This window comes from Streptomyces camponoticapitis (assembly GCF_014646115.1).
Classification (GTDB): Bacteria; Actinomycetota; Actinomycetes; order Streptomycetales; family Streptomycetaceae; genus Streptomyces; species Streptomyces camponoticapitis.
Genome location: NZ_BMMV01000011.1, coordinates 1 through 18544 on the forward strand (window position 1 = coordinate 1; position 18544 = coordinate 18544).

General features: G+C 71.7%; 13 protein-coding genes and 2 pseudogenes. 11 read left to right on the forward strand and 4 right to left on the reverse strand.

The features are described from left to right. Positions 1-105: 105 nt before the first annotated feature. From IEY79_RS18110 to IEY79_RS18120, 3 genes are all read left to right on the forward strand, one after another. Entirely contained in the window at positions 106-1647 is a 1542-nt protein-coding gene (locus IEY79_RS18110; RefSeq protein ID WP_189108556.1) for a DEAD/DEAH box helicase, read from the forward strand. Positions 1648-1818: 171 nt separating this feature from the next. After that, entirely contained in the window at positions 1819-2208 is a 390-nt protein-coding gene (locus IEY79_RS18115; protein ID WP_189108557.1) for a guanyl-specific ribonuclease, read from the forward strand. A gap of 43 nt (positions 2209-2251) precedes the next feature. Then, positions 2252-2638, forward strand: a complete 387-nt coding sequence (locus IEY79_RS18120) for a barstar family protein (protein WP_189108558.1) — start codon at positions 2252-2254, stop codon at positions 2636-2638. A gap of 43 nt (positions 2639-2681) precedes the next feature. Here the strand turns inward: IEY79_RS18120 and IEY79_RS18125 are convergent, their stop codons facing one another. Next, positions 2682-4283, reverse strand: a complete 1602-nt coding sequence (locus tag IEY79_RS18125; RefSeq protein ID WP_189108559.1) for an ankyrin repeat domain-containing protein — start codon at positions 4281-4283, stop codon at positions 2682-2684. Positions 4284-4377: 94 nt separating this feature from the next. Then, entirely contained in the window at positions 4378-5286 is a 909-nt protein-coding gene (locus IEY79_RS18130) for a hypothetical protein (protein ID WP_189108560.1), read from the reverse strand. A 382-nt stretch (positions 5287-5668) separates the two neighbouring features. Between IEY79_RS18130 and IEY79_RS18135 the strand changes: the two genes are divergently transcribed. From IEY79_RS18135 to IEY79_RS18150, 4 genes and pseudogenes are all read left to right on the forward strand, one after another. Further along, complete coding sequence (locus IEY79_RS18135; RefSeq protein ID WP_189108561.1) at positions 5669-6451, forward strand: S1 family peptidase; 783 nt, start codon at positions 5669-5671, stop codon at positions 6449-6451. Positions 6452-6903: 452 nt separating this feature from the next. After that, positions 6904-7668 carry a S1 family peptidase gene (locus IEY79_RS18140; protein WP_189108745.1) on the forward strand — a complete coding sequence of 255 codons (765 nt, stop codon included), beginning with the start codon at positions 6904-6906 and terminating at the stop codon, positions 7666-7668. Between the two features lie 417 nt (positions 7669-8085). Continuing rightward, a pseudogene (locus tag IEY79_RS38410) lies at positions 8086-8397 on the forward strand (endo-alpha-N-acetylgalactosaminidase family protein); the annotation flags it as partial. A 47-nt stretch (positions 8398-8444) separates the two neighbouring features. Further along, positions 8445-8990 (forward strand): annotated as a pseudogene (locus IEY79_RS18150) (endo-alpha-N-acetylgalactosaminidase family protein); the annotation flags it as partial. A gap of 45 nt (positions 8991-9035) precedes the next feature. On the opposite strand, the gene IEY79_RS18155 reads toward IEY79_RS18150, so the two are convergent. Next, positions 9036-10787 (reverse strand): glycoside hydrolase family 35 protein, encoded by a 1752-nt coding sequence (locus IEY79_RS18155; RefSeq protein ID WP_189108562.1) that lies wholly within the window; start codon positions 10785-10787, stop codon positions 9036-9038. Between the two features lie 184 nt (positions 10788-10971). Between IEY79_RS18155 and IEY79_RS18160 the strand changes: the two genes are divergently transcribed. The 4 genes from IEY79_RS18160 to IEY79_RS18175 all read left to right on the forward strand — a co-directional run bounded on the left by IEY79_RS18160 (position 10972) and on the right by IEY79_RS18175 (position 16464). Further along, complete coding sequence (locus IEY79_RS18160) at positions 10972-11859, forward strand: helix-turn-helix domain-containing protein (RefSeq protein ID WP_189108746.1); 888 nt, start codon at positions 10972-10974, stop codon at positions 11857-11859. 45 nt (positions 11860-11904) lie between these two features. After that, on the forward strand, positions 11905-12252 hold the full coding sequence (locus IEY79_RS18165; RefSeq protein WP_189108563.1) for a chorismate mutase: 348 nt from the start codon (positions 11905-11907) through the stop codon (positions 12250-12252). Positions 12253-12363: 111 nt separating this feature from the next. Beyond that, entirely contained in the window at positions 12364-14862 is a 2499-nt protein-coding gene (gene pepN, locus IEY79_RS18170; RefSeq protein WP_189108564.1) for an aminopeptidase N, read from the forward strand. Positions 14863-15051: 189 nt separating this feature from the next. Next, positions 15052-16464 (forward strand): lysine N(6)-hydroxylase/L-ornithine N(5)-oxygenase family protein, encoded by a 1413-nt coding sequence (locus tag IEY79_RS18175; protein ID WP_189108565.1) that lies wholly within the window; start codon positions 15052-15054, stop codon positions 16462-16464. A 97-nt stretch (positions 16465-16561) separates the two neighbouring features. Here IEY79_RS18175 and IEY79_RS18180 read toward each other — a convergent pair whose 3' ends face one another. Then, the gene (locus tag IEY79_RS18180) at positions 16562-18376 is read right to left on the reverse strand and encodes a bifunctional metallophosphatase/5'-nucleotidase (protein ID WP_189108566.1); all 1815 of its coding nucleotides are present in this window, start codon (positions 18374-18376) and stop codon (positions 16562-16564) included. Positions 18377-18544: the final 168 nt, after the last annotated feature.

An 18544-nucleotide genomic window follows, 5' to 3' on the forward strand; every position in this document is an offset into this window, starting at 1 on the left:
TACCAAGCCATGGTCACCCTCGCCTGCCTACAACTCTGGCTCCCATGACTTTGCGGACAGGCCCTAGGCCCGGGCCGGAAACGCCCCAGGAAGGTTCTTCACCGAATGACTCGCCCCGAACGCCCGGCCCGCGCACCCCGCCCGGCCGGTAAGCGACCGGTCCACTCCCGCGCCAAGAGCCCCGCAAAAGGCTCGGCGAAGGCGCCGGTCCGCCGCGTCGCGCGCCCCCAGGAGTTCACGCTCCCGGAAACCATCACCCCGGCGCTGCCCGCCGTCGAGGCGTTCGACGAGCTCGACATGCCCGCGGCACTGCTCAAGACCCTCACCTCCCTGGGTGTGACCGAGCCCTTCCCGATCCAGGGCGCCACCCTCCCGAACTCCCTCGCGGGCCGCGACATCCTCGGCCGGGGCCGTACCGGATCCGGCAAGACCCTCGCCTTCGGCCTCGCGCTGCTGGCCCGCCTCGCCGGCCGTCGCGCCGAGCCGCGCGCGCCGTACGCGATGGTGCTGGTACCCACCCGCGAGCTGGCGCAGCAGGTCACCGACGCCCTCACGCCCTACGCCACCGCGGTGAACCTGCGCATGGCCACCGTCGTCGGCGGCCTGTCGATCAGCAAGCAGGCTGGGACGCTGCGCCGCGGCGCCGAAGTGCTCGTGGCGACACCCGGACGGCTCAAGGACCTCATCGAACGCGGCGACTGCCGGCTGGACCAGGTCACCATCACCGTCCTCGACGAGGCCGACCAGATGGCCGACATGGGCTTCATGCCGCAGGTCACCGCGCTGCTCAAGCAGGTACGGCCGGACGGCCAGCGGATGCTGTTCTCGGCGACGCTCGACAAGAACATCGACCGGCTCGTACGGCAGTACCTGACCGACCCCGTCGTGCACTCCGTCGACCCCTCCCAGGGCGCTGTCACGACGATGGAGCACCACGTCCTGTACGTCATGGACGAGACCGACAAGAAGGCGGTCACCATGCGGATCGCGGCCCGCGAGGGCCGGGTGCTGCTGTTCCTGGACACCAAGCGGTCGGTGGACCGGCTGGTCAAGCGGTTGCTGGCGAGCGGTGTACGGGCCTCCGGCCTGCACGGCGGCCGGTCCCAGCCGCAGCGCAACCGCACGCTCGACCAGTTCAAGACCGGTGAGGTGACGGTGCTCGTCGCGACGAACGTCGCGGCTCGCGGCATCCACGTCGACGACCTCGACCTGGTCGTCAACGTGGACCCGCCCGTCGATCACAAGGACTATCTGCACCGCGGCGGACGCACCGCGCGCGCCGGTGAGTCGGGCAGCGTCGTGACGCTCGTACTGCCCGAGCAGAAGCGGGACATGACGCGGCTGATGTCGGACGCCGGCATCGCCCCGAGGACCACCAGCGTCAAGTCGACCGACGAGGAACTGACGCGGCTGACCGGGGCGCGGGAGCCCTCCGGGGTCGCGATCACCATCGAGGTGCCGCAGCCCGTCGTACGGAAGCCGCAGAAGGCGCGCGCGTCGCGCCCGGCGCGGCGGACCAACGGCGCGGGCTCGGGCGGCGGGTCACGGCTGGGCGCGGCCGGCGGTTCCGGGCGCGGCAGCCGGGGCGGCCGTCGTGGCCGCCCGCCGGAGCGCGGCGCGGAGGGCGGCCGGCGCACCGCCGCGTAGCCGGCCCGGAGTCGTTCACCGGGGGCCGGAGAGGCAGTCAGCCTGTCCGGCCCCCGACGACAAACCGGCGACAACGGGCGGATGTCGTGCCCGTACCGACCGGTTAACTTCCCGAAAACTCCACGGACTTGGGATTGACGTGCCCATGTCTACGCGCGTCATCATGTGGGCATGCGAATCCCCCCACGAATCGCCCTCATCGGCGGCGCGGCCGCCCTCCTGTCCACCCTCCTCGTCGGCGGCACGGCGGCCGGAGCCGCCACGGCCGCCCCGCTCGCGGTCGGCGACATCTGCTACTCCGACCTGCCGTCCCAGGCGCACGACACCCTCGACCTGATCGACCAGGGCGGGCCGTTCCCGTACCCGCAGGACGGCGGGGTCTTCCAGAACCGCGAGGGCATCCTGCCTCAGGAGTCCACCGGCTACTACCACGAGTACACCGTCGAGACGCCGGGCTCCCCGGACCGCGGCGCGCGCCGCATCGTGACCGGCAACTCGCAGCAGGACTACTACACCGCCGACCACTACGAGTCCTTCGACCTCGTCGACCACGGCTGCTGATCGCTCACCGTCCGCACCACGACCGACAGGTAGCCTCCGCCCCATGACAGTTACGTATGTGATCCCCGGGGCGGAGGTCACCGGTCTCGAACGCTTCTGGCAGGTGATCGGCGAAGCCGTGAACGGTCCGGACGGCTACTTCGGCCGTAATCTGGACGCCTTCGCGGACTGCCTCGGCGGCGGCTTCGGGACGCCGGAGGACCGGGACTTCGTCATCGAGTGGCGCGACCACGAACTCTCCCGCCGCGCGCTCGGGCACGAGGAGACGGCCCGGCAGCTCCGGGGCCGGCTGGCACGCGTTCCCGAGGGCAACAGGGGCTTCGTCCAAGGACAGTTGGACGAAGCCGAAGCCGGCCGGGGCAGCACGGTCTTCGACTGGCTCACGGAGATCATCGACGAGCGGGCGCCGGGCACCCTGCGGCTGCTCTGAACCGTCGTCAGGTCCCCGGGGCCACTCGGCGGCCCCCGTTCACTCACCGGCCGCGCGGCAGCAGGCCCTCCAGTCTTCGCCGGACCGCCGCGTCCGGCAGACCGCTCACCGCGGCGGCCGCCGTCTCACGCGCGTGACCGGCCACCCTCCCGTCGGCGAGCATCCTGGCCAGCGCGTCCACCGCCCTCGGATCCTCCCGCGCCGCGAGTCCCCGCGCCGCCTCGGCCGCCGTGACCGCCACCGGATCCGTCAACCGCGCCGCCAGTGCCTCACGGATCCCGGGCGTGTCCGCGTCGGCCGCCGCAAGGGCCGTCGTCGCCCGCTCCCGCACCGGGTTGTCGATGTCGGCGCTGAGCGCGGTGAGCGCAGCGATCCCCTCCTCGTGGTCACCCGCCACCAGTCCGGCCAGCGCGGCGGTCACCCGGCGGCGTACCCCGGGGTCCGGATGCCCCGTGTGCCGCAGGATCTCGGGCAGGACGGCCGAATCGCCCTGCGCACCGAGCGCCGTCACGCACGCGCCGATCAGCTCCGGTGTCCGGGCCCGCGCGCACGACTCCCGCAGCGGCGGCAGCGCGCGGTCCGCGAACGGCCTCTCCCCGTCCGCCATGCCGAGCCCGGCCAGTACGTCGGCGGCGAAGGCGCGGCGCAGCGGATCGTCGCTCGCCAGCCAGGCGAGCGACGCCTGGAACGACTCCTCGTCGCCGCGCCGCCACAGCGCGGCCACCGGCTCCCGCCAGTCGTCCCGTTCGGGCACCCCGCACCGCAGCGCCCGCCCCGCCAGCTCCTCGAACGGCGCGGGCAGACCCAGGGACTCCTCCAGGACGGTGGTGATCGCCCCGTGCCCCGTCTGCCGCTCCAGGCTCGCGACGGGCACACCGTCCCTCAACGTCTCCACGACGACCGTCACCCCGCCGTCCTCCTCGATCCGGCGTACCACCGTCTCGTCGCCCTCACCGGCCATCGGCAGCAGCTCGGCGTGCAGTTCGTGCTCCACCGCCTCCGGCGCGGTCCACCGCCGGGCCTCGGCCAGCGCCTCCTCGCGCGCACCGGCGCCGTGCCGCAGCAGGGCCCGTACGGTCGACGGCGAGCCGCGCCGGGCGGCCGTCACCAGTGGCGGCTCGCCGTCGGGGACGCCGCCGCCGGGACCGGGGAGGTCGGGGTCCGCCCCGTGCGCCAGCAGCGCCTCCACCGTGGCCGCGTGGCCCTGCCCGACGGCCCAGGCGAGGGCCGTGAAGCCGTACGCCTCGCGCCGGTCGGGGAGCGCGCCCGCCGCCAGCAGGGCCAGCACCACCTCCGTATGACCGCCGCACGCGGCCCCGCACAGCGGCAGGTCACCGTCGCCGGGTCCGCTCGACCGCTCCGGGTCGGCGCCCGCCGCCAGCAGCAGCCGGACCGCGCCGGGTTCGTCGCTGACGGCCGCCGCGTAGAGCGCGCTCTGGCCGTCCTGATCGGTCGCCTCGGCGGTGACGCCGGAGCGCAGCAGAGTGACGACCGTGTCCTCCCGGCCCTCGTACACGGCCGCGAAAAGCGCGTCCGACGCGTCGTCGCGTCCGTCGTCGGGTGCGTCGTCCGGAGCCTCGTCCGGCGCGGCGCCGGGCGGGCTGCCGGGCGCGTCGTCGGAGTCCGCTGTCCGCTCGTTCGTCATCCCTCGACCTTCGCCCGGCGAGACCATTCCCGCCAAATCGATAAATCGACAGACTTCCTCCGGTGCGGTGAAGTCCCCTCGGTACAAAGGGAGTTCAGGTGTCGCAGTCGAGCACGGTGTGACAGAGCTGGCACCGCGCCCGCACCCGTCCCCGGACCGGCACGCGGATGCGCTGATGGCAGGTGGGACAGGGGAACGACACCCGCAGCCCGTCCGGCAGTGTTTCGAAGGCGTACGGGCGCCCGGCGTCCCCGGACTCGCCGGGGTGGTCGAGCGCGTAACGGCGCTCCTTGGCGTACCGGTGCCGGCCCGACCACCCCGCCGTGGTCAGCGGCGGCTGCTGCTCGTCCCGCAGGGCCTGGGCCTTGCCCTTCGTGTACGCGGTGTAGCCCTGGGGGCTGGTGAACCAGATGGCCGGGTCCTCGTTGAACACGATGGCCCGCTTGGCCAGCACATAGCCGAACTCCTCCGGCGTCAGATAGCCGAGCTTCTGGCTGGAGTCCCGGTCCTCCCGGAACGCGTCGAGGAGCAGCCAGCCCGCGCCCAGATACGTCGTCACGGTGTCGGTCAGGATCTCGTTGTCGCGGGTGCCGGGGAAGCTCAGCCCGAGCCGGTGCAGCAGGACATGGGTGATCTCGTGCGCGAGGGCGGCGCCGATGTCCCTGCGGTGCGTCCGGAAGCGGTCGTTGAGTTCGATGAAGTACTCCGGCCCGGCCGTCAGCTCGACACTCGCCGCGTGCTCCATCTCGCGGAAGCTGACGATCATCCGGGCGTCCGGCAGATGCAGCTGCTGGAGCAGCGCGCGGGCCACCCGCGCCACTCCGAGATGGAGGTCGTCGTCATCGGCGAAGGCGACGTCGGCGGGCGCGACGCTGGCGTCGTACTGCCGGATGCCGTCACCCGACATCCGCCGGTACAGCGCGGTGATCGCGGCCCGCGCGGTCTCCAGATGCGGGTAGCCGTGTACGACCGGGCTGCCGTTCGTCGCGCCTCTGTCCGTCACGCCACTACCCCTTCGTAGGACGGTCGACCGTCCTCAACTGTACGGCGGTGAGCCCCGTAGGGGCGTGGGCCGCGGGGGTGCGGGCGTGTGGTCCGCCGACCGGTCGACGGACTCCCCGCGCCGGTCCCCGGACGCCGCCGGAGGTCCGACCGTTCGGTTGGCTGAAACCTGCATCTTGTGCCACGGCTGATTTCCTCCCCATAATCCGGATCACGCTGTGGCGGGCGGACGCGGGCGACCTCGTTGTCTCACCGGTCGTCGGTCGGCTCCGCCATGCGTACGGCACCCCCACGTGCTGAGCGTCATCCGTACACAGCTTCACGCACGACAGCCCCACGCAAGACAACCAAATGCACTGTTTCCCCCCACGAAAGGCAGTCAGTTGAGCTTCCTGCGTGCCCTCAAGAGATGTGCCGTCGTCGGCGCGGTCGTCCTCGCCGGTGTCAGCCTGCAGCCCGCATCCGCGTCCGCCGCCCCCACTCCGGCCCCGCCGGTCGTCGGCGGCACCCCCGCCGAGCAGGGTGAGTTCCCCTTCATGGTCCGCCTCTCCATGGGCTGCGGCGGCGCGCTCTACGAGCAGGACATCGTCCTGACCGCCGCCCACTGCGTGGACGGCTCCGGGCCCAACACCGGCATCACCGCCACGGCGGGCGTCGTGGACCTGGAGAGCCCGGACGCCGTCGAGGTCAACTCCACCGAGGTCCTCCAGGCCCCCGGCTACAACGGCACCGGCAAGGACTGGGCGCTGATCAAGCTCGCCCAGCCGATCGACCTGCCGACGCTCGACATAGCGACCGACGACAGCTTCAACAGCGGCGACTTCACCGTCGCCGGCTGGGGCGCCGCGACCGAGGGCGGTGGCCAGCAGCGTTACATGCTGAAGGCCGGCGTGCCGTTCGTCTCCGACGCGGACTGCGAGGGCGCGTACGGCAGCAGCCTCGTCCCGTCCGAGGAGATCTGCGCCGGCTTCATCGAGGAGGGTGGCGTCGACACCTGCCAGGGCGACTCCGGCGGCCCGATGTTCCGTGACAACGGCGCGGGCGGCTGGATCCAGGTCGGCATCGTGAGCTGGGGCCAGGGCTGCGCGCAGCCGGGCTTCCCGGGCGTCTACACCGAGGTGTCCACCTTCGCCGCCGACATCCAGTCGGCAGCGGCGGGTCTCTGACGGACGGATCGTCAGGCGCGGCACGCCATGCGGTAGGCGTGTGACGCGCGTGAGGTGACACGAACGAGGAGGGGCGGGTTCCGGACCAGTTGGTCCGGACCCCGCCCCTCTCTCTTGTTTCTCCCGTTTCCTTCGGTCGCATGGCTTTCGTCCGTGTGGGCGCAGTGTCGGCGGACGCGCGCGCGGCGACCGGTGGTCTGGGCGGGTTCCGGTGTTCGGTGGCCGGACGGCGACCGGAGGCCGACCGTTCGGTTGGCCGAGATCCGTATCTTGTGGGGCCGCTCCTGCCCTCCGGATAATCCGGATCGCGTTCCTGTCGGGCTCATGCCAACGGCGCGCAACGCGCGTCGACCCGTGTGCCATGACAGGAGCAAATCCCTCAAGCCCCCACGAAAGGCAGACCGTTGAGCATTCAGGGTGTCCTCAAGAGATGCATCGCTGCCGGCGCTGTCATGCTCGCCGCCATCAGCCTCCAGACCACCTCCGCCTCCGCCGCGCCCGTGCCGGACGCGCCCAAGACGCAGGCCGCCGCCCCCCTCGCGCCGCCCGTCGTCGGCGGCACCCGCGCCGCCCAGGGCGAGTTCCCCTTCATGGTCCGCCTCTCGATGGGCTGTGGTGGCTCGCTGTACTCGTCCACCGTCGTGCTGACGGCCGCCCACTGTGTGAGCGGATCGGGCAACAACACCAGCATCACCGCCACCGCGGGCGTCGTGGACCTCCAGAGCACCAGCGCCATCAAGGTCCGTTCCACCAAGGTCCTCCAGGCCCCCGGCTACAACGGCACCGGCAAGGACTGGGCGCTGATCAAGCTCGCCCAGCCGATCAACCTGCCGACCCTGAAGATCGCCACCACCACCGCCTACAACAACGGCAACTTCACCGTCGCCGGCTGGGGAGCGGCCCGTGAGGGCGGCGCCCAGCAGCGCTACCTCCTCAAGGCCACCGTCCCGTTCGTCTCCGACGCCAGCTGCAACTCGTCGTACGGCGGCCAGATCATCGCCGGCGAGGAGATCTGCGCCGGATTCGCGGCCGGTGGCACGGACACCTGCCAGGGTGACTCCGGCGGCCCGATGTTCCGCAAGGACAACGCCGGCGCCTTCATCCAGGTCGGCATCGTGAGCTGGGGCAACGGCTGCGCCCGGCCCAACTACCCCGGTGTCTACACCGAGGTCTCCACCTTCGCCTCCGCCATCGCGTCGGCCGCGGCCACTCTCTGATCCCCTCCGGGCTCTCTGATCCGAGCTGATCCGACCCCGTAGAGCGCCCGGCCCCGAGGGCGGGGCAGGTCAGCACACGCCGCCGGCGCGTTAGTTCAAGACCTGTCCCGCCTTTGTCCATGGGCGCACCCGCTCCCCGCGACGCAAATTGACGTGCACGGAACACCGTGGACGAAGAGGAGCGACGTGAACGCCAACGCAGCAGAACGAGGCCCCCGCCGCAGAACCGTTGTGGCCGCCACCGCAGTCGTGGCGGCCGGCGCCGCCCTCGCCGCTCCGGGCGGCGCCTTCGCAGCCGGTACGGTGCCGGGCACAGGCACCGTACCGGCGTCCCCCGCACCCGCCCCCGGCACCCGCGAGACCGTCCTGCGCTCCCGTGAGCTGGAGGTCCGCGTCGACAGCGGCTTCCCGCGCGTCGTGTCGTACACCGACCGCTCCACCCGCGCCGTCCTGCACGGGCGGAGCGCCCCCGTCACCGGCGTCCTCATCGACGGGGTGCCGCACACCCCGAAGGTCAGCACCCGGCCCGCCGGCCGCGACCGGGCCGCGTACACGCTCGCCTTCGACGGCGGTACCGAGATCGACGCCGAGATCACCGTCGACGGATGGCGCGTCGACTGGCGCGTCACCCGGATCGCGGACACCGAGGCCCTGCGCGTCGGAACCCTGGAACTGCCGGAACTCGCCCTGCTCTCCGTACGGAGCGACCAGAGCGGCGCGACCCTGCTCGCCGCCCGTGTCGAGATCGACAAGGCCAAGACCGGCGACACCCTCGTCGGCTCGACAACGTACGCGACGTGGGCGCGCGGCGATTGTCGCGTCCCGGCGCGCTGGTCTTCGAGGACTTCCAGCACGTCCCGCAGGGCTGGGGCGTCTTCGTCAAGGGCGACGCGGGCGGCGCCACCGACCCGCGCACCCATATCGCCCAGCGGCACGCGCCGTTCACCCAGCGCGGCTGGAACGGCAAGGCCGTCGACGACGTCGTCGACGGCACCGAATCGCTCAAGTCACGCGGCGAGAACGACGGGCTGGTGTACCGCACGGTGCCCCACACGGTCCGCTTCGAACCCGGCAGGCGCTACCGCGTCACCTACCGCTACGAGAACGAGAAGGCCGGCCAGTACGCCTGGATCACGGCCGTGGACGGGCCGGGGGAGCGGGAGCTGTCGCGTACCGAGCTGCCCGTCGCCACCGAACCGACCGTCCTGAGCCACGAGTTCACCGCCCCGGACGACGGCGAGGCGTGGGTCGGACTGCGCAAGGTGGGCGACGACGGCACGGCGGAGTTCGTGCTCGACGCCTTCGAGGTCCGCGAGGTGTAGCGACTCGGCGCCGGGCGGGCCACGAGGCCCGTCCGGCACGGGCCGTCACGCCAGCCGTACGTGCCCCGCTCCCGCGCTCTCCAGCTCCAGCACCCACACCTCGTTGCGCCCCGCGCGCAGCACCGGCCCCGGCACGTACAGCGACTCCTGGGGGCCCACCGCCCAGTAGCGCCCCAGGCAGAAGCCGTTGACCCAGACGAAGCCGCGCGTCCAGCCCGGCAGCCGGAGCCGGGCGTCACCGGGCGCCACGACGTCGAACGAACCCCCGTACAGCCCCCGCGCCCCCGGCCAGGCCGGGGCGCGGAACGGGAGCGCGCCGACGGCCGCCGCGTCGTCGAAGGCGTCCAGCCGCAGCCCCCGCGCCCGTACCCCGTGCAGATACTGCCGCTCGTGCAGGAAACCGCCTGTGATCCCCTTCGGCTCGCCCGTACGCGGCCCGTAGTTGACCCGTCCCAGCGACTCCACCCACGCCTCGACCACCGCGGGCCCGGCCACCGGCTCCGCCAGCACCGGGTCCTCCTCACGCAGCACCCCGGCCCGGACCCCGTCGACCTGGACCACCGCCAGATCACGCAGCCCCGACAGCGTCAGCGGATACGGCCGCCGGGGACCCGGCACCTCCACGAGGTAGCGCACCAGCCCCTGGTCCACGCCCAGTTCCTCGAACGACGGCGGCATCGGCGTCAGTGTCTCCGGCCCGCCGAGCGCGTCGATCACCTCGTCCAGCGGCACCCACGTCTCCGTCTCGACACGCGAGGGCCCGTCGCCCAGCACCGGGGGAGGGGGCGGCACGTCGGGCAGCGGCCCCTCCCGGTACTCCGCCAGGACCTCCCGGAACAGCCAGAACTTCTCGGTGGGCAGCCCCGCCTCGTCCACCGGCGCGTCGTAGTCGTACGACGTCACGTCCGGTTCCAGCGCGCCGTCGTGCAGCGCGCCCGCGCGATTGGCGCCCGCCCGGCCCGCGAAGTTCGTACCGCCGTGCGCCATGTAGATGTTCACCGACGCACCGCACGCAAGGATCTCCCGCAGCGCCCCCGCCGCCTCCACCGGATCGCGCACCGCCGGCACACCGCCCCAGTGGTCGAACCAGCCGCACCAGAACTCCATGCACATCAGCGGTCCCCCGGCCCGGTGCTCGCGCAGCGTCGCGAACGCGGACCGCGCCCCCGACCCGAAGTTCACCGTCGCCAGGACACCCGGCACCGAGCCGCCGGTCAGCATGTGGTCCTCCGGGCCGTCGGAGGTGAACAGCGGCACGTCGATTCCGCCGGTACGGAGCAGCGCGGCCAGAGTGGAGAGGTACGGCAGGTCGGAGCCGTAACTCCCGTACTCGTTCTCGACCTGCACCATGACCACCGGTCCGCCGCGCCCGGTCTGGCGGGAGACGACCTGCGGCAGGAGACGCCGGAACCAGCGCTCCACGGGGCCCAGGAACTCCGGGTCGCCGGTCCGCACCCGCGCACCCACCGCCGCCGTCAGCCAGTGCGGCAGCCCTCCGTTGTCCCACTCCGCGCAGATGTACGGGCCCGGCCGCACGATCGCCCACAGCCCCGCCTCGTGGGCCGCGTCCAGGAACCGGCCCAGTGCCTCCACGTCGGTGAAGCGGCCGGGCGAGGGCTCGTGCAGATTCCACGGGACGTACGTCTCCACGCAGTTCAGGCCCATCGCGCGCAGCATCCGCAACCGGTGCGGCCACTGCTCCTCATGGACCCGGAAGTAGTGCAGCGCCCCCGACAGGAGCCGCACCGGCCGGCCGTCCACCAGGAAATCCTTGTCACCTACAGTGAAATCGGCCACCGCCGCCGCCCTTCGCTCCGATCACGTGCCACGGCCACCCTCACCCCTGGTCAGGGACCGGTCCATGGACAAAGATCAGCGGTGCATGGACGGACCGGGCGAACGGAGCCGACCGGAACCGGTCGCGCGGACGAACCGGCCGGGCGCGGAGCCGACCGGACCGGCGGGAGAGGAGCGGAAGCGGATGTACCACACCTGGATGCGGTACTTCACCCCCAGCCCCGTCCACCACCGCCTCGGTCTGGTCTGTCTCGGCGTCGGCCTCCAGCACGGCCGGCTGCCCACGGTCGGCCCCCGCGTCCTCGATCACCACGTCGCCGTCGTCGTCGGCGCGGGCAGCGGCTGGTACCGCGACCCGGAAGGCCGCCGGACCACCGTCACCGCGCCCGCGCTGCTCTGGCTGCTCCCCGGCGTACCGCACCACTACGGCGCCGACCCCGGGACCGGCTGGGACGAGAGCTTCGTCGACTTCACCGGCCCCGCCACCACCACGTACACCGAACTCGGCTACATCCAGACCGACCGCCCCGTCGTGCCGCTCTCCGACGCGGCGCCCGCCCGCGCCGCCGTCGGCCGCATCGTCCGCGCCGCACGGCGCGACAACCCGCTCCTGGAGGTCGAGACGGGCGCGGCCGTCCATGAACTCCTCGTCGCCCTGCGCCGCGCCCGCGCCGACACCAACGCCGAGGGCGACCTCGTCCTCCAGGCCCTCGCCCGCGACGCCTTCCTGCCGCTCTCCGTCGCCGAACACGCGGCCCGGCACGGCATGACCCCCGCCGAACTGCGCGGCGCCGTCCGCAGGGGCGCCGGATGCAGCCCCAAGGACTATCTGCTGGGCATCAGACTCGGCCGCGCCAAGGAACTCCTCGCCGCCACCGAACTGCCCGTCGCAGCCGTCGCGCGCCGCGTCGGCTACGACGACCCGGCGTACTTCTCCCGGCTGTTCACCCGCCGGGTCGGCACCGCGCCGGTCCGCTTCCGCGAGCGCCAGGGCCGGACCGTCCCCGGCGGCTGGAGCGACCGCGTCCCGGACCCCGACCACCCACCGACGATCACCACACGCTCTCCTTGAGACGCCACCCCTGCCGGTGCCCCGCAGGACCTAAGCTTCCGCACCATGACCACGAGCGACAACGGTGACAACGGCGGCATCGACCCGTCCGTCCAGGCCGAGCTGGACCGGCTCCGCGGGAGTATCGACAACATCGACGCGGCCGTCGTCCATATGCTGGCGGAACGGTTCAAATGCACCCAGCAGGTCGGCCTCCTCAAGGCCGCGCACCAGCTGCCGCCCGCCGACCCGGCCCGTGAACAGCGGCAGATCATCCGGCTCCGGCAGCTCGCCGAGAGCGCCCGGCTCGACCCCGCGTTCGCCGAGAAGCTCCTCAACTTCATCATCGCCGAGGTGATCCGGCACCACGAGACCATCGCGGACAGCTCGGGGCGCACGGACGGCCCGGCCTGACCGACCGGTGACCCGCGGTACGGACACCGCGCTTCCGTGCCCCGCCCCGTGCGCTGACAGCGCAATCCCCACCCGCTGCGCGTTCCGACAGCCATCGGGCAGCATGTCCCCATGTCCGTACTGACGCGCGACGAAGCGCAGACCCGTGCCCAGCTCATCGACGTCCACCGGTACACGGTCGCCCTCGACCTGACCACCGGCGACGAGACCTTCGAATCCCTTGCCGCCATCGAGTTCACCGCCCTCGCGGCCGGAGACACCTTCGTCGAGCTGAAGCCCGCACGACTGCGCTCCATCACCCTGGACGGACAGCCCCTGGACCCCGGCGCCCTCACCGAGAACCGGCTCGCGCTCACCGGCCTCGCCGAAGGCCGGCACGAACTGCGCGTCGAATCCACCATGCGCTACTCCCGCACCGGCGAGGGCATGCACCGCTTCACCGACCCCACCGACGGCGAGACCTACGTCTACACCCAGATGTTCCTCGAAGACGTCCAGCGGATCTTCGCCGTCTTCGACCAGCCCGACCTCAAGGCCGTCTTCGATCTCACCGTCACCGCACCCGAAGGCTGGACCGTCCTCGGCAACGGCATCGCCACCGACGAGGGCGACGGCCGCTGGAGCCTCGCGCCGACCCCGCCCATCTCCACCTACCTCGTGGCCGTCGCCGCCGGCCCCTGGCACTCGGTGCGCACCGAACACGCGGGCCTGCCCTTCGGGATCCACTGCCGGCGCTCGCTCGCGCCCCATCTCGACACCGACGCCGACGAGATCCTCGCCATCACACGCGCCTGCTACGACCGCTACCACGTGAAGTTCAAGGAGCCGTACCCCTTCGACTCCTACGACCAGGCCTTCGTCCCCGAGTTCAACATGGGCGCCATGGAGAACCCGGGCCTCGTCACCTTCCGCGACGAATTCGTCTACCGCTCCGCCGTCACCGACACCGAGCGGCAGACCAGGGCCATGGTCATCGCCCACGAGATGGCCCACATGTGGTTCGGCGACCTCGTCACGCTCACCTGGTGGGACGACATCTGGCTCAACGAGTCCTTCGCCGAGTACATGGGCTACCAGACCCTCACCGAGGCCACCCGCTACACCGACACCTGGGTCGCCTTCGGCATAGACCGCAAGGCCTGGGGTTACGACGCCGACCAGCGGCCCTCCACCCACCCCGTCGCGCCCGACCCCGACGCCGTGCCCGACACCGCGTCCGCGATGCTCAACTTCGACGGCATCTCCTACGCCAAGGGAGCCTCCGCGCTGCGCCAACTCGTCGCCTGGCTAGGTGAGACGGACTTCCTCGCCGGCATCAACACACACTTCGCCCGGCACAAGTTCGGCAACGCCACCCTCGCCGACTTCATCGACTCCCTCGCGGCCTCCACCGACCGCGACGTCCACCGGTGGGCCGGGCAGTGGCTCCGTACGACCGGTGTCGACACCCTCACGCCCACCGTCGACGGCGACGGTCCCGAGGCCGGCTGGACCCTCGACGTCGCCCAGGACGGCAGCCGCCCGCACCGTATCGCCGTCAGCACCTACGACCGCGACCTCGTCGACCCCACCCGGCTCGCCCCGCGCGACCGCTTCGAGATCGACATCCCACAGCAGGACGGCCCCACCGTCCGCCCCGGCCGCCGCCCCGACCTGGTCGTCCTCAACGACGGCGACCTCGCCTACGCCAAGGTCCGCCTCGACGACCGCTCCTGGGCCACCGCCCTCGACTCCCTCTCCGCCATCCCCGACCCGCTCACCCGCACCGTCGTCTGGAACGCGGCCCGCGACATGGTCCGCGACGGCGAACTGGCCCCCACCGCCTACCTGGAGGCCGCGCGCACCCACCTGCCCCACGAGTCCGATCTCGCGATCGTCCAAGGCGTACTCGGCTTCGCCGCCACCCAGATCGCCGACCGCTACCTGGGCCCCGACGACCGGCCCGGGGTCCTCGCCACCCTCACGACCATCTGCCGCGCCCTCATCCGCCGCACGGAGGACGGCAACGCGCCCGGTCTGCGCCTCACCGCCGTACGCCACTTCATCTCCGCGGCCACCCAGCCCGACGGCATCCAGGACTGGCTGGGCTCGGGCAGTGTCCCCGGCGGCCCCGAACTCGACCCCGAGCTGCGCTGGCGCATCCTCTACCGCCTCGCGGTCCTCGGCGCCGTGGACGACGCCGCCATCGCCGAAGAACTCGCCCGCGACCTGAGCGCCACCGGCCAGGAGGGCGCCGCCCGCTGCCGGGCCGCCATCCCCGACGGCGAAGCCAAGGCCGCCGCCTGGGAACGGCTCTTCCTCGGCGACGACCTGTCCAACTACCTCTTCACCGCCACCGCACAGGGCTTCTGGCAGCCCGAACAGACCGACCTCGTACGCGAGTACGTCCCGCGCTTCTACAGCGACGCCGTCGAACTGGCCGCGCGCCGCGGCCCGGCCATCGCCGAATTCGCCGGCCGCTACGCGTTCCCGCTGCACGCCGTGGACGAGGAGACGCTGCGCCTGGGCGAGGAATGCCTGGCCGGAGGGGACCTCCTGCCCGCGCTGCGCCGCAAGCTCGTCGACCAACTGGACGACCTGCGCCGCGCGCTGCGGGTGCGGGCCGGCTGACGGCGCCGTCTTACGTAAGGAGGACGGGCCGGCCCGTCCTCCTTACGAAAGACAGCTCTCCACGACGACGCACTCTCCTTCAGCGCACACCGCTACCCGCGCCGGGTTCGGATCGTTGTGCACCGTGGGCACCACCCGACCGACCCCGGACCCCTGGTGTATCTGGCCCACGCGCCGTGAAGGACCTCCATGACCGACCTGTCAGCAGACGATCACGACCAGCCGCACGACCTGGTCGGCATCGGCATCGGACCGTTCAACCTCTCCCTCGCCGCGCTCGCCGACGGCGTCCACGGAGGCCTCGCCGCCACCTTCTTCGACCAGCGCCCCGCCTTCCACTGGCATCCCGGGCTGCTCCTCGACGGCACCACCCTCCAGGTGCCCTTCCTGGCGGACCTGGTGACCCTCGTCGACCCGTCGAGCCCCTGGTCCTTCCTGAGTTACCTCAGGGCCCGCGACCGGCTCTACCCGTTCTACCTCGCCGAGCGCTTCCACATCCAGCGCGCCGAGTACGACGCCTACTGCCGCTGGGTCAGCGAACAGCTCCCCGGCCTCCACTTCGGCCACCAGGTCGACGCCGTCCGCTGGAACGCCGAACGCGCCGTCTTCGAGGTCGACTTCACCCAGCTCGACGGGGACGGCGAGGTCGAGGCACTCGGCCGCGCCTACACCCGTAACGTCGCGCTCGGGGTCGGCACCGAGCCGTACGTCCCCGAACCGCTCAAGCTCCTCGCCGACACTCCCGCCGTCCCCGTGATCCACTCGGCCGACTACCTCGCCCACCGCGAACGGATCCTCGCGGCGGAGCACATCACGGTCGTCGGCTCCGGGCAGTCCGGCGCCGAGGTCTTCCTCGACCTGCTGCGCGCCCGCCCCGCCGGCGCCGAGAAGCTCCACTGGCTGGCCCGCACCGAGGCCTTCGCGCCCATGGAGTACTCCAAGCTCGGCCTGGAGCAGTTCACCCCCGACTACACCAGCTACTTCCACGCCCTGCCCGAACACGTACGCGACGAACTCGTCCCTCGCCAGTGGCAGCTGCACAAGGGCATCGACGCCGGCACCATCGCGGCCATCCACGACGAGCTCTACAGCCGTACGCTGCGCGGCGGCTGGCCCGACGCCGTCCTGACCCCCGGCGTCCTCGTCCGTACGGCGGGACGCGTCGGCGCCACCCGCCTCGAACTCCATCTGGAACACGCCCAGCAGTCCGGGCGCTCCCGGCTCACCACCGACGCCGTCGTCCTCGCCACCGGCTACCGGGAGCGCCCGCTCGGCCCGCTGCTCGCCGGACTCGAACCGTACTTGCGCCTCGACAACTCCCAGCGCCCGCGTGTCGATGCCCGGTACCGGCTGATGCTCGACCCGTCGGTGACCGGTTCGGTGTACGTACAGAACGCGGAACGGCACACGCACGGTGTCGGCACCCCCGACCTCGGACTCGCCGCCTGGCGCAGCGCGACGATCCTCAACTCCCTCACCGGCACCGAGCCCTACCCGCTGCCGCGCCGCACCGCCTTCACCAGCTTCGGCCTCGACGGACAGGAAAGGCACCGGCAGGTGCCGGCGCCCAGGGGTCTCGTGCCGCTCTCCGAGATGCGCTGACGCCGGGCGCCGGAGCCACGCGCCGGCGCCCACGAAGGGGTGCGCCGGCGTGGTACCGAGGGGACGGCACCACGCCGGCGCTTCATCGCGCGACGAGTCAGAAGACCGGGGTGCCGTCGCGCGTGAGCTTCCAGTCCACCGAGGCGAACGCGGCGGGGTCGACGGTCTTCTCCGTCTGCACCCACGTGATGATCGTGTTCCGGATCTCGTCCGGGTCGGCCCACAACTGCTGGGCGCCCGCGACATGCGGGAAGTTGCCGCCGCCGCTCGCCCGGTAGTTGTTCACGGCCAGGACGAACCTCGCCGCCGGGTCGAGCGGCTTGCCCTCGAAGGAGAGATTCACGATCCGCGAACCGGCCGGCTTGGCGATGTCGATGTCGTACGTCAGCCCCGACACCACGTCGTAGTTGTAGTCCGGGATGTTGTCCGCGTTCGTCAGCTTCGAGGTGTCCACCGGCGCCCCGGCGGCCGTCCGCACGTAGTACTTCGCCGAGAACTCCAGATAGTCCTTGATCTGAGCACCCGTCAGCAGCCGTGCCTCCAGGGTGTTCTCGAACGGGTACAGCGCCGCCGCGTCCTTGATGGTCACCTCGCCCGCCGGGATCCCCGCCGTACGCGAGAAGCACGACGCCTGCGACAGCAGCGGCAGCGCCGCCCACTCACCGCCCGCGAGACCGGCCTTCACCGTCTCCGTCTGCACATGGTTGATCAGGTCGATCAGCGGCTCGTCGCGCCAGGGCGCGTCCGCCGTCGTCAGGGCGGCCGTCGACGTCCCGATGACCTGGTTGACGTAGGCCACGACCTTGCGGTGCTCGTCGGCGAGCATCCCCGTGATCTTCCGGTCCTCCTCCACCGTGTTGGAGTTGAGGACCTGCGCGCCCACCTTCTCGACCGACCAGCGGCCCCGCTCCCACACCAGGTCGAAGTCGAACAGCGTCAGCCGCTGCCCCCACTTCAGCGGCTCGGACAGCACCACGTCCTTGCCGGTCTCCTTGTTGGTGACCCGGTACTCCGGGATCTCGCTGTGCGCGTGACCGACCAGGATCGCGTCGATGCCCGGCACCTGCTCGGCCACCAGACCGGCCGCGTTCTCGATGTGCGGAAGCTGGTCTCCGTAGGAGGACGTGCCGCTCGATCCCGAGTGCGCGGAGACGATCACGACGTCCGCGCCCATCGACCGCAGCTTGGGCACCCACTTCGCGGCCTGCTCCTCCAGACCCGGGAACGTCATCCTGCCCTGGACGTTCACCTTGTCCCAGATCGCGATGCCCGGGTTCGTCAGCCCCAGCACGGCCACCCGCACATCACGCCCGTGCGGCGTCCGCAGCCGCTTGATCACATACGGCGGGAACGCCGGCCGCAGCGTCTTCGCGTCCAGCGCGTTGGCACCGAGCAGCGGGAAACGGCACTGCTCCTCGAACTTGCGCAGCACCGGGATGCCGTAGTTGAACTCGTGGTTGCCGAGCGCCGCCGCGTCGTAACCGATCGCGTTCATCGCCTGCGCCATCGGGTGCACGGGGCCGCGCTTCGCGGTGATCGGGTCGATCTTGGCGTAGTAGTACGAGAGCTGGGTGCCCTGGATGGTGTCGCCCGCGTCGATGAGCAGGGTGTTGCCCCGGCCCCTCTCCTCGCGGATGCGGTTCACCAGGGTGGAGATCTTCGCCAGACCGACGTCGTTGCGGTCCTTGTCGTCGAACTCCTTGTCCGTGAAGTAGTCCCAGTTGAAGACGTTGCCGTGCAGGTCGGTGGTGCCCATCACGGTGAACGAGTACCGCTTCGGACGCCCGTGGCCATGCCCGTGGCCGTCGCCGTGCTCCCGCGCCTCGGCGGGCACGACGGCGCCCCCGGTGATCGCGACACCCGCTCCGGCGGCGGCCGACCGGCCCAGGAACGTCCTTCGGTTCAGCGGCATCGCTACTCCCTCGTACTCGTCAACTGTGCGCACAACGCGCGTAGATAAGGCGGCTAGATTCTGACGCAGTAACGCGGAATCGAACACCCCCATCGGGTTTCGATCCGATGACCGCCGAATGTCGTGCCCGAACGGGAGCCGGATGGGAGAGTGGCCGGACGGACCGGA